This window comes from Ligilactobacillus sp. LYQ135, from assembly GCF_053711055.1.
Window position 1 is genome coordinate 1 of record NZ_JBSJYT010000014.1, and the last position, 13,124, is coordinate 13,124.

Here is a 13,124-nt window from a genome sequence, read left to right on the forward strand (position 1 = left end):
CCGTTTTACCATGTAAAATCTGCCGGGGACGCTCATTAATCTCACGCGCGACAGCTTGAACATCACGGTCAATTAAACGCTCAAAACTAGTACCCTTCGGGATATATTGCCGTAACATGCGATTACAATGTTCATTTGTTCCTCGCTCTTCTGGTGAGTACGGGTGACAATAATAGGCTTTAATCCTTAATTCATCCTCTAAATAATTCATGACATCATGATTAACAAATTCCGATCCATTATCAAAAGTCATCGACTTTACGATATGGCGTGCATTGTCACCGAAAGACTGCCAAAAACGTTGTAAAACTTTGACAATCGCACCACCGATCTGTTGTTCAGCGATAAAACACTGATAATAACGAGTTTTTCGTTCGGCAAAAGTTACGATCACTTTATGCCCACCCCGCCGGGGAACGACACAATCAACTTCCCAATGTCCAAAATATTTGCGAGTATCAATCGTTTTTGGTCGCTCTTCAATCAAGATCCGTCGTTGACGCGCTGACACCCGTTGTTCCTCTACAACTTCTTGTTGCTGTTGTTGGCGGGCTTGCTGTTTTAATTTCCGCATACTATCCGATAAACGTTTCGGATTATGACGCTCATGTAAGGGATTATTCAAATCCGTTAAATTAACATTGGGAATCCGTCCAGCTTTAATCCAAGTATAAATAGTCTGATAACTAACGTTAACTTCCGGGCAACGTTGCGCAATCGCCCGTGGCGACCAATGATGATTTAAAATCTTATCAGCAATCACTTCACCCTGTTTAATCGTATATTTATCTGCCCGGGGTAAAGTTTTACTTTCCTTACGCTGATCCGCTAACTCTTGGGCTAAACTAGCATCGTAGTGATAATTACGAAACCTTTTAGGCAATTTGCGTTGCTTCGTGGAATGATGGTCTTGAAAATGTTGTACCCGCCGAATTTCACGATTAATCGTCCATTCCGGACGATGTAAAATGCGGGCAATTTCTGCCATATTATGGAGATGTGCTTGATTCCAAAGGACATCAATTTGACACCGTTCATAATAAGTCAACGGGTGATAAAAATGTGGATTAGCGTGAATCAACATATATTCTGTTAACGGATCGTAATGAGGTTTCAAATCCAAACACCTTGCTTTCTAATAGCTTCAAAAACCAACTTCAATAATTAATAATGATAAAATTATTGATTATTATAAAAAAGCGGTTATTTAAAATCAATCGTATCTAGCAAAGTTTGCTGGTTAATATCATCTAAGCCTAAATAAGTAAGTGTCCGCTTTTCACTAGTGTAATTTAGTAACTTCATTACAAAAGCAATATTATGATGAGTTTGCAGGTAAATTTGATAAGCACCCGTTTTACGCATGGTATCCGTACCCAAATAATCTAAATTCAATAAGTTACCAACTTTTTGCATGATTTTATAATACTGATGTGGACTTAAATGTTTAGCTGGGTTCTGTATGGAAGGAAATAACCATAATGAGTTGATATGATATGTTTCACGCCAAAGACGATACCTAACTAAATCAACTTCAATCGGATCTAAATATAACGCAGTTGATGAATTCAGATAAGCATTTAACTTAACCTTCCCGTATCGATCAAAAACATCATGATAACGTAAACTAAGAACATCAGAAACTCGTAATAAAGTAACTTTGCCGACTTGAAAGATTGTATAATTACGAATCCCATATTGAAAATGATTCAATAAAGTATCTTCAACTTGTTTTAAAATTTGCTCATCTTTAATTGGTAGAACTTTTGTTTTTATCATAAAACATCTCCTTCATAAATTTTTTACTATAAAAAATTTTTAAATAATCTATTCAATCAATTAAATAATTATACATAAAAAATAATTATTACTTTTATAAAATATAACATTAGATAAAAAGGATATGTCTTGTTAAAGACATATCCTTTTAAGAATATAGTTTATTTAATATATCAATGATTGACAATCCTATCTCTTTAGCAAAATTTACAGGCACTGCATTGCCAATTTGTTTATAAATAGAGCTAACTCCACCATTAAATTTCCAACTATCAGGAAAAGACTGAATTCTAGCATATTCTCTAGTAGTAAATGGACGTGTTTCATCTGGATGACAACGCTCAGTCTGCTTTTGACTAGGCGAAGTAGTCAATGTTAATGAAGGCTCATCCCAACTTAATCTTCTAGCCATTCCTGTTCTACCTCCAGTTGAATACCAACTTGCTCCCATATAATCTTTTGCTATATTTACAGGCAAATCTCTCCAATATCCTCCGGCAGGCACCATTTTTAATACATCATATTTCTTTTTTGAATACTTAACACCCAAACTTTTTGGAACATTTTTTAATACATCCCTTAAAACTGGCTTATAACTATGAGGTAGTGGAAACCTATATTCTAAATTTAAATCATTACGAATACCAATTAAAATCATTCGTTGTCTTTTTTCAGCCACTCCATAATCCCACGCATTTAAAACCTTATATTTAGTTGTATAACCAATTTTTTCAAATACATCAATCATTGTTTTTAATGTTTGACCATGATCATGAGTTGTTAATCCTTTTACATTTTCCACAAGAAACATCTTAGGCATTACTTGTTTTAGTACTTTTGCATAACTATAAAATAAAGTTCCTCTAGTATCTTCTAAACCTAGTCTTTTTCCTGCATATGAAAAGGATTGACAAGGGTATCCTCCGCTTAATAAATCAATTTCCACATTTTTATCAATAAAATCATAGATACCATTCTCAGAGGTAACAACCTCTCTAATATCTCTTTCAATTACATTCCAATTAGGACGATTTAATTTTAAAGTGCCAGAGGCATTTTTATCAATCTCAACTAATCCAACATTATTAAAGCCAGCTTGTTCTAACCCTAAAGCTAACCCACCAGCTCCCGCAAAAAGTTCTAATACATTATAATGTTTATTAGGAGTTACCTTTTTAGTATCAATAAATTCATTATTTTTTAAAACAACATCATTAATATTTTCTCTAACCTTATTTTTTTTATTTATTGCATCTAAAACCTCCACACCTAAAACATCGATTAATTTACATACATTACTTTTTAAAGGATTAAATTTATGTGATAATATAAAAGATAGTTGGTTTTTGGAGATTCCCATAATATTTGATAATTCTGTCTGTGAATGAATGTTATTCTTTTTCATTAATTTAATTATTTGCTGTTTATCTAAAATGAATTCCACATAACCACCGCTTTTTTAATGTATTTTGTTAACATTTTATAATGGTTACTACAAATTGTCAAGGAGGATATTATATGACTTCAACTAATAAAAAGAGTTGTCCAGAAAGTACTTTATTAAATAATGCAGAAGAATTTTTTACTGAGTTCTTTAAAAAAAGAATTACAACATATGACAAAAGAAAAGTAAATGACTTTAAAACTAATCCATTTATAATTAGAGCTCTAGCTAAAAGTGTAGCGAATGATATTAATGCAAATTCGAAAGCAAAGGCACTAGTATATCCTTATGCATTAGGAACGTCTATTACAACTGCATTTGGATCACAAATTCAAAAATTTATTACTAAAACGGTTCCCACTTGTAAACCAAGTTTAGTTGAAGGAATGGATATAGAATATACTGATATGCTTGATGGTAGAACTAAATATTGTCAATTAAAATCTGGACCACAAACAATTAATAAAGATGATATAGAAACTATTGAAAGCCATTTTACGAAAGCACGTCGTCTTGCAGTAACTAATAATAATTCTAATATTAAAATTGAGGACTTTGTACTTGGAGTTATATATGGATCACATGAAGACTTAAGTACAATGTACAAAAAAATAGAAGAAGATGGCTTTATTGTATTATCTGGTACAGATTTTTGGAATCATTTAACTGGGTATGATGACATGTATGATAAATTAGTAAATATTGCCCAAAATGCAGCTGAAAAATCAAATATGAAAAAATCCATAGATAATTTAATTAAAAAAGTAGAAAATTACATTACTAAACATCCGGATTTATTTTAAAAATTAAAAGAGGTTAGATTTAAATCTAACCTCTTTTGATTTTATGCTTTATACATTTAATAATTTTATAAATTATTAAATCAAAAAGATATCAGTATAATATAACAAAAGTAATCTATAATGTGACATGGAATTTTTATTATGGTTATCTTCACGCTGAGATGATGTCAGTTTCCGCCTAAAGGGACGTGGAAAACAAAAAATTATTTTCCCGATCTACTGTTTGTAACATAGAATTTACCCTCCTAAAAAATTAAATTAATGATTCCTTGTTATACCTAAAGAAAAACTTATATTAATTTGATTCTTTTTTGTGGCTTCTCGCCACACTCACAAGCTGATGTCAGCTTGACCACATTTACCCCCGCCTTCCAGGAGCGCGGAAAACAAAGTTTTGTTTTCCCTACCTTAAGGGTCTTTTGGTTTTGCGGTCAAGGGTTGCCTTTCGTTTCACTCAAGCGTAATGCCCCTTGACTCTTAATTTAATCCGTTCAAGCGCTTTGCTTTGAACTAATACTTTTAAATGAATTATGCTTGATAAATTTATTTTATGACCTATTCTATAAACTACCTTTATTTATAATAATTATTAACTAGCTTTTCTAAGTAATAAGTAATAGCATACCCATAAATTTATGATGATAAAAATTAAACAAAATATGGTTATCAATATAAAATGAATAATACTAAAATTCCATATCAAATTAATCAAAATACATGTTATAAAGAATGAGGTAATACCACCTACTAATCCCGGAACATATTTTTTCAAGTAAATTGATTGTACTATATGAAAAATTATATGAATATTATATGCACTCATAAATCCGGCATAAATTAAACTTGTAGTTTCATTTTTTTTGTATAAACATAAAAATGAAATTAAAAGTAACAAGATGAATTCTTCAAACACGACACTAGCAAATTTAGCAGTTGATAAACTTGTAATTTTTCGATTAACTTTAATAATAGATTTTGGCAAATTGTAATGATGAGAAAACTTTCCAAATTTTTTAAAATAAATGATTTCTTCCATTTCATGAAGCATAAAAATTGAAGGAAATATTGATATAACAAAAACTGTTTGTAGCATAATATTTCTTCTCCTAAAAAATTAAACTAATAATTCTTATTGATTACCTATCATCCTAAAAAAACCCATATTGATTTTATTCTTTAAGGTGATTAATTTCATATAGTTTCTTTAAATCACTTACTGGAAGAATTTCATCTTGATACTCGACATGATTTGTTTCTTTATCAACAATATATTGTTCAGTATACGTTGAACTATCACCTTTTTCTAAAGAAGTGACGGTAATTAAATAATCATTTCCTTCATCTGGATCATCATAAACAACAATCTTACTATTTTTTGAAGTAATCCAATTATTATGAAGATTTTCATGTTCATCTTTAATCACTGCGTTAATTGGTTTTTCATAAGTTTGTTCGATCATATAATGCTTAATCCCAAAGATACCACCAATTATTACAGCTACTAAAACAATCAATCCTCCAATACCGATAAACACTTTCTTTTTTTGATTATTCATTTATCTAACCTCCTTCATCTTAGAATTATTATAACATAACCATTTCGTTATTCTAAAATGCCCTTAAATTTGTTACCTTGTCCTGTTGCTTGTTATACATAAATTGATAATGAATTGTCTGTTTACTGTCTGATTCATTACTATTCGTTTGGACTGTTCCAATAAAGACACCATTGATATTATCGCCATCAACGCTTTCTGGTGAAAAATAGATGTTTGATTCAACTAAAGTTGATGAAGCGTTTAAATCTTGTAACTGCTTTTGCGCTTGGCTATTTTTCTTATTACCATTGCCACCACCAAAATATTGAATCACACCTTTTGTCGCATATTCTTCAGCGGTCTGTTGATTTGATAACCAATTATCAGCGTTCCAATTCTCTAAATTATTAAATAAGTGTTGGACGGTTTCATTAGCTTGTGTAAACTCACCCTGATTGTCCTTTTGATCAATCACGACATTTTCACGTTTTAACTTCTTATTCTTCTTTTGCAGTTTTTCAATTTGTGAACTTTGTGTCTGATTTTCTTGTTTTAATTCATGATTACTATGCCACAAAACCAAACAAAATATAGCTAATACACTACAAGCTAATATCCATAAATAATTATTATTTTTTTTCATTTCATTTTCTATTCCTTTCTTATCTAATGATGATATAAATTACTTTTGATTCTGCCATAACGAATCTTAGTGATATTATTATAATTTGGATCATTTTTCGGCCAAACTTTCTCTTTGACGATCCCTCTTAATTGTTCATCAATCATTTCTCCATTACCGATATAAATTCCGACATGACACAACTCACCTTCATCAGCGCTATCAAAAAACACAAGATCGCCAGCCTTAGCGTCTTTTTCACTGATTTCATCGCATGACTGGTGGAACTGTTGTTCCGCTGTTCGTGGTAATGTTACGCCGATTTTGCCAAATGCCCATAATGTAAAACCAGAACAATCGGTTGCCCCATGAACCGCTTTAGCGGTTGCGGTATTATCTAATGAGCTTGGATTCCCACCATAACTATAATTTTGTGGCACTTGATCGACCCATTTATTTGCCCATTTCGATAAGTCATTCCACCATGGATCACTTGGTCCTTTTACATTTAATGCTTTCCCTGCACCAGCGTTACACGTTGCGTTTGTATCCGTAATGGTCGTTGAATTATCATTTGTCGTCGCTGTTTTACTATCTTTAAATTTGTTATACCAGTTGACCGCATTTTTTGCGCGAACATCATTGCGGGCTTCTTTACTTCCAGCCCGTTCAAATCTTAATTCCCATTGAACCGCTGCGGTTGCGGGGTCGGTTTGTGATTTAGCGTAATCGCCTAAATTAGCCTTCTCTGCGCCATTGGCTTCTTCATATAAAAACATAATTTGCGCTTGGATACTATCAGGATTTTTGCCGTGTTGTTTTGCAAAACTTTGTTCATTGGTTAAACGTTCACCTAGCCATTGACAAATTCCATGTGCGCCTGAACTTGGATTAGTTGAAGTCGGGTTTATTTGTGATTCTTGTTGTAAATTGCCTAATACACCCGCCACGGAAGCTGGCGTCCACCCTTTACTGATCAAAAAATCCCATAATTGTTTCGCATTTTTCTCTTGATCTTGCGAAACATTGTTTCCTTGAACATTTAAATTATTAGCGCAATCTAAATCCATCGTTTCTGATTTATTATTTGACGAACCAAACATTGAAATCATCATTACAATCAAGATAATGATTAAAAAGAAAGGTAATAAAGTAATGATTAACCATCTTTTCCAATGTTTCATCATTAATCACGCCCTTCTCGTAAATCTTCTAACCGTCTTTGATAATTTTCTTGCTTTTTCCGTTTAGTAATATCATTTAAATCTTTTTCAGCTTGTTTAAATTGTTGGTCATGATGATTAATATTAGGCATTGGTGAAAAGTGTTTTTGATTATTAACATTAATTTGTTCTTGATGTTTAGTTTCGTTATGTTGGTTTAAACTATGTTGATTATGCTCATAAACATTTTGTTGTTTGTGATTAATATTTGGTTGATTAACATCATTATGAGTGTAATTTTCTTGATAAATTTGTGGTCGCTCTTGTTGGCTACGTTCTGTTTTTTGTGGTTGTTGTGTATCTGTTATATGAATAGGCTTCTCCTGATTTCGATTAATATTATCCTGTTCTGCATGTTGTTTACGTACTTTTTGTCGATTTTTAATATCTGGCTTATTATTTTTATTAACGGACTTGTTATCTTTTTTACTTGTAACTTCATTTTGTGGTGTTCGTTTCGATTGCTTCATTTTTTCTTGTGCTTCGGATACATCATTAGTCGTCTCATTTGGTTTTACACCATTCTTAAAAACTAAAATCCGTTCTTTAACTTTATTTAATCCGTCTTTACCACGTTCAATCCGATTATTCCATGTATGCAATTTTTGTACGGCTTGTTCTTTTTGATTTTGAACCGTTGTAATAACTTGTTTTGAAGTTACTTGGTTTAAACGTCCATCGGTTAGCTTTTGAATAATCTTATTGCGATTCTTCCATGCAAAAATTAAAATCAAATAAAAAATAAACGCATTTAAAAAGTATCCTGATAATGAATTTGGCGGAATAATAATATCAATGACACTTTGACAAAGATTAATTCCTAAAATCGCTAAGACTAATACCGCTTTGGAGATAAATAACATCATTACGTCCATTAAGCCTCTAAAGAAACTATCTGAATATTTAGGAATTAAACTTAGTAATGCCATTACTGGTAATAATAAATCTAATAACAACGCAAAGATTTGTACCGCTAAATTAATAAAACCGACCATAAATAATGGAATTCCATAAGCTAATGAAACTAAAGGTGAAAATAACGTAATCAATACTTTATAATACATATGACTTTTCTTAGTATATTTATTACCTTTCCTATTGACATTATCACTAATATGACTTTGATCCTTATCATAATTAGTTGTTAAATATTCATACGGATCTTGTTTATCTTTTTGAACCGCTTCCGCCGTTGTCTTACCATAGTTCATTAAATAATATGGTCGCTCAATCGCTTCTTCAAAATAAACTTTACGAACAACGTCCGTTGCACTCGCATTTTTTACTTTTTCAGAATCATCTAATGTCATTAATTGACCTTGAGCGGTCGTTGAAATTGAATTAAATGTTTTTAACATAAAACTTGAATTTTTAAACCACACCATTGAAAAGCCAACAATTACTAATGAAAGTACGACCCGTTTAATTCCGTCTCTTTCATTCTTAAAGGCAAAATGATAAAATCCCGCAATTACCGCTAACACAAATAAAATAATGCCAAATTTACCAAAGATTGAATCCCATAAGTTCCCTGTTAAATCGGTAACGTGATCAATTAAGTTATTAATCGCATCATTAACCGTGGAAGCACCAAACATTAATTTCAACGCATAATCAAAAATCCGATAAATAAAGCGGTTGATCTCCCAAAAGAAACCAGCTAATCCATTCATCGCTTTAAAAATAATTTCAGTTATGCCACCATCTTTCATATATGGATTAAATGAATCTAATGTCTTTGAGATTTCATTCATGTCATAACCTTGAAGAACATCCTTAACACTTTCAGCATGAACATTGATTACACTTGCTAATAAAAAAAAACCGACAGTTAAAGCTATCAGTCCATATTTTAAATATTTACTTTTCTTATTCTTATTCTTATTCATTTTCTCACCTACTTAATCCAACCCACCCACCACTTACTTAATTAACTAACATTAAGTAAAATTAACTGTACTTCATTAATCATATAATTCTTCACTTGCCGAAGAAGCCGATTTATTAATCGTCTTAAAGGAACTCGTCATTTCATCAAATAGAGAATGTACGGCAATCTTGCCCACACGTCCGTATATATCTCTAAATAAACATTGTCCTTTAATCATATTTGCCAACCAGTTTAAATTTTGTTCATTGATCGGTAGCTGTACATGTTGTAAAATCTGTTCTCGTTCAGAAGGTTCATCAAATGCAAATAATACTCCAAATTGACCATGATCTTCTTGATCAGTAATATCAGCGACCGACTGGGTCGCATACAATAACATGTTATTTTGTGAACGTCCAACCCGTTTCATTGATTTTAAAATCTTTTTTCCGTCTTTAGCCACGTTAAAAATCCATGCTTCATCAAAGACTTCGGCTGTGTACGTATTAGTATCATCAGAACCAAACTTTTCACAAAACTTACCTAATGGAATCATTAATGCCACGGATTTCTTTTCTAAATCAGAATAATTATCCGGGTTATCGCCTTCTTTTGGCAATTCCAATCCTGAAACTTCTAGAATATTAATCCGTTCTTGTAAAGAAACGGCGTCATTAGTTCCGTCAGAAAAACCTAACTGTAACACTGAATCGGTAACCATTTCGTATAACAAATTGCCCGCACCCCGAATTTCAGGATCTTCACTTTGTTGTAAGATTTCAATTACATTTAACATACCGACTTTTTGTCCTAGCTCTCTTTGATTAATGACGGTTTTAATTGCCTTCAAAATTGCCGTTTTAGCAGTGTCTTTATCTTTGGTTGAATAAATTTGTTCAATCATCGCTTCTGCTGTATCTTTAGCATCAGAACCCTTAAGAAAGACGATTGGATCTAACACACCCCAGTTTCTTTTATCAGTGGCATCTAAAGTTACGTAGTGGAATGATTTAAGATGATCAACAAATAACGGGTACTTTTCCTGCATTGCTTGACTATCAATAACTTGATTAAACCAATGACGAATTTCTTTTTTCGGGTCAATATATAAAAGACGCGTTTTCATAAACGACATATAGATAAAAAGTAATTTTACTAAGAAGGACTTTCCTTTACCCGTTTCACCGGTAACCGCAATATGCGGACTATCTGTTTTAGCGCCTTTAATTCCTTTATTCGCGATTGTCGGATTAAATAACACAATTTTTCTTGAAGAATAAATTGATTGTTCTAATGACTGACTTTCTGCCATATCATCAACTCTACCAATATACCAACCAACGTTATTACCTAAGCGGTTACTGACAGCAAATAAATTTTCCGCAAAGCCTTCGTTATTGGTTACTTGAATCCAATTTTTCGCTCCTTGAATTGATTGACCTTGCAATAATTGATAAAACAACGCGAGTTGATCAGCGTTTGGACGATAGGCTTCAATTTCTCTTAAGCCTAAGCGATTAATTAAACGATCACTTCGTTCTTTAATCTCATCTTTATTATGACCAGTAATTACAAAACACGCTAACCATCTCAAAATCGCTTTCCCATCTTCAATATCATTTTGAAGTTCATCAACTAATAACTGATTGGTTACATTTCTTTGACTATCACGCTCTCCGGTTTGATAGGCTTCTTGACTACTACTTTTGAAACGCCGACGTAAACGTGATAACTGGGAATTTAACCCATTCAAACCTTCAACTTCTTCATACTGTGCTTTGATTTGTAATTCTACGGGAAACTTCAAACTTTGCGCCACTTCGTATAAATGCGTAAAGCTGATATTATCAGGTAAAGCGCCAACTGGAATAAAGGCAACGTAACTACTGCCATTTTCATTTTCTAACTTGAGACAACCTTTTTCAGTTGGATCTAAAATTGTATCGGTGATTTTATATAAATCATGTTCTTTACCAGTTGCTAAAACATTATGTGGCAACTCTCTTAAAAAGTTGTAATGCAACAGGTACGCCAATTCATTCTCACTAATTGGCGAACCGTTAATGGTTCGCATCACTGAATCTAACTCATTTAGATCTTCGCTAAATTGCTTAAAATAATTAGCATCAACTTCCATATCATAACCAACTGCGGTTAACAATTTTCGCACTAAGTAATCATAAGAATCTTTAACTGCCCCTTTGACGTTATCGGCAGTTTGAAAGTTTTTCAATTTTATCCCAATTAAAAACTCTTCATCAGTAATTGTACCTAATTCATATTCTAATTGTTTTACGGTTTCACTAGCGTAATAATGTGCGACATCATCAGCGCTCGGTGAAAAATCCTTTGCTAAATGATTAAAGCGATCCGCTAAATTCATATCTTTAGGCAACATCATTAAATGCAATTCTTGATATTTGGATAATGTCCCGTATACAAAAGACATCGTCTTTTTATTTTGTTCTTTGCGTTCTAAATCATTAATCGCAATACTTTCAGGCTTGATTTTGTAATATGCCCATACATCACCCGCTTTAGTCAGTAATAAATTATCCTTAAATAATTTAAACGGAATTTCTAACTCCATATTAATAAATTCCTCCTTTCATCATAGTCATAACTAAATAAACTTCTAGAAAAGTAAAAGTTCTCTTAACACTCTTTCTAGAAATGAAGATTGTAACTTCTCAACAATATCTCTGACATCGTCTTCAAATAAATATCCGTCTTCAATACCTTGATAGCGAGTAGTTCCTTTATACATGCTGACTTTAATATGAAAAGCATTAGAAAAGCGAAAACGTTCATTCATAAAGAACTTGCCGATATATTTTGGCGCTAAGTTTTTAAAGCGTTTGTCCAAATTTAAGGTTTTCTCCACCCATAACATATATTCAGCTTCTGCTCGTTTTTCATTTAACAATTTTTGTCTATTGCTCAATCATGAAGCCTCCTTTAAGGTAAATTCCGCCGGAATTTATCTGATAATCTTGTCCTAACTTTTCATAATCAAGGTAATATGATAATTTTTCTGGAACATCACCATAATAACCATGTTCAATTAAATAAGTTCCGAGTTCATCATTATCATGAATGTTAGGAAAGAAAGTTAATTTATCTTGATAAGTAGTCAGTACATCGTACATATCTTTAAACCAACCTTCATCAATCATCGCTTGCGCATTTTCAACAATATAATCAGGTACATTATCCATAATGCGTGCCGTTTGATTCAAATGATTTAAACTATCATATTCACCAATCGTAAATGGTGCTTCATAATCAGTAATCGCAATTTCGCAATCATCATTAACCTTTAAAGTTTCATAAACCTTTGCTAAATTGGTAGGTAGTTCAAACCAATCTCCGATTTGATCATGAATATTTTCAACATAAACATTAATCGTTCTTTCCATTGTTATTTGCCTCCTTTATTTTGTAATTAAACGGTTCAAAGACATATTTTTGATCAATATAATTAGTTGCCACGTCGTGGCAAATCTTCTTATGTTTTAATTTATAGTTGAAAAAGTATTTAACGTAGTCTATCAAAAACCACATAATATTTTTTCCGTCTGGTTGTAAGTGTTCAATCACTCTTACCACTAAATAAGGAACGCCTAAATAAAAAACAATCCCAAATACTGAAAGATAGTGATCAACAAAACTAACAAATTGATGAAAAAATAAAAACAGTAACAATAACGTCATTACATAAATGCCAATATCTCTTAATTTAATGAAATATGGTAAAGATACATTATTGGTTAGCTGTTTAATCTTAATTGGTTCATTAAAAACATTACGGTAATTGTAAGTCGGATCTTTCTTCATAATGATCA

Annotated in this window: 13 protein-coding genes; 1 reads left to right on the top strand and 12 read right to left on the bottom strand. The window is 31.9% G+C overall.

Going from position 1 to position 13,124, the window contains the following annotated elements; all coding sequences use genetic code 11:
- The 3 genes from ACWCL1_RS08700 to dcm form a co-directional block, all read right to left on the bottom strand.
- Window positions 1-1,123: IS30 family transposase (locus ACWCL1_RS08700; protein ID WP_454546524.1), on the bottom strand; the 1,123-nt coding region annotated here is incomplete at its 3' end.
- A gap of 80 nt (window positions 1,124-1,203) precedes the next feature.
- Window positions 1,204-1,779 (bottom strand): tyrosine-type recombinase/integrase, encoded by a 576-nt coding sequence (locus tag ACWCL1_RS08705; RefSeq protein WP_454546525.1) that lies wholly within the window; start codon window positions 1,777-1,779, stop codon window positions 1,204-1,206.
- A gap of 148 nt (window positions 1,780-1,927) precedes the next feature.
- Window positions 1,928-3,223, bottom strand: a complete 1,296-nt coding sequence (gene dcm, locus ACWCL1_RS08710; RefSeq protein WP_454546526.1) for a DNA (cytosine-5-)-methyltransferase — start codon at window positions 3,221-3,223, stop codon at window positions 1,928-1,930.
- Between the two features lie 74 nt (window positions 3,224-3,297).
- On the opposite strand from dcm, the gene ACWCL1_RS08715 reads away from it, so the two are divergent.
- Window positions 3,298-4,026, top strand: a complete 729-nt coding sequence (locus tag ACWCL1_RS08715) for a PmeII family type II restriction endonuclease (protein WP_454546527.1) — start codon at window positions 3,298-3,300, stop codon at window positions 4,024-4,026.
- 589 nt (window positions 4,027-4,615) lie between these two features.
- Here the strand turns inward: ACWCL1_RS08715 and ACWCL1_RS08720 are convergent.
- From ACWCL1_RS08720 to ACWCL1_RS08760, 9 genes are all read right to left on the bottom strand, one after another.
- On the bottom strand, window positions 4,616-5,119 hold the full coding sequence (locus ACWCL1_RS08720) for an HXXEE domain-containing protein (protein WP_321316015.1): 504 nt from the start codon (window positions 5,117-5,119) through the stop codon (window positions 4,616-4,618).
- Window positions 5,120-5,195: 76 nt separating this feature from the next.
- Complete coding sequence (locus tag ACWCL1_RS08725) at window positions 5,196-5,582, bottom strand: hypothetical protein (RefSeq protein WP_321316014.1); 387 nt, start codon at window positions 5,580-5,582, stop codon at window positions 5,196-5,198.
- Window positions 5,583-5,634: 52 nt separating this feature from the next.
- Complete coding sequence (locus ACWCL1_RS08730) at window positions 5,635-6,207, bottom strand: hypothetical protein (protein WP_454546528.1); 573 nt, start codon at window positions 6,205-6,207, stop codon at window positions 5,635-5,637.
- Window positions 6,208-6,230: 23 nt separating this feature from the next.
- A complete protein-coding gene (locus ACWCL1_RS08735) occupies window positions 6,231-7,373 on the bottom strand; it encodes a phage tail tip lysozyme (RefSeq protein ID WP_454546529.1) in 1,143 nt (380 codons plus the stop codon).
- A complete protein-coding gene (locus ACWCL1_RS08740; RefSeq protein WP_454546530.1) occupies window positions 7,373-9,298 on the bottom strand; it encodes a CD3337/EF1877 family mobilome membrane protein in 1,926 nt (641 codons plus the stop codon). The genes ACWCL1_RS08735 and ACWCL1_RS08740 overlap by 1 nt, the downstream gene beginning before the upstream one ends.
- Window positions 9,299-9,373: 75 nt before the next feature.
- On the bottom strand, window positions 9,374-11,869 hold the full coding sequence (locus ACWCL1_RS08745) for an ATP-binding protein (protein WP_454546531.1): 2,496 nt from the start codon (window positions 11,867-11,869) through the stop codon (window positions 9,374-9,376).
- Window positions 11,870-11,914: 45 nt separating this feature from the next.
- Window positions 11,915-12,223, bottom strand: a complete 309-nt coding sequence (locus tag ACWCL1_RS08750; RefSeq protein WP_454546532.1) for a hypothetical protein — start codon at window positions 12,221-12,223, stop codon at window positions 11,915-11,917.
- A complete protein-coding gene (locus ACWCL1_RS08755) occupies window positions 12,213-12,698 on the bottom strand; it encodes an antirestriction protein ArdA (RefSeq protein ID WP_454546533.1) in 486 nt (161 codons plus the stop codon). The genes ACWCL1_RS08750 and ACWCL1_RS08755 overlap by 11 nt, the downstream gene beginning before the upstream one ends.
- Window positions 12,682-13,124 (bottom strand): TcpE family conjugal transfer membrane protein (locus ACWCL1_RS08760; protein WP_454546534.1); only part of this gene is annotated, 443 nt, incomplete at its 5' end. The genes ACWCL1_RS08760 and ACWCL1_RS08755, both read right to left, overlap by 17 nt.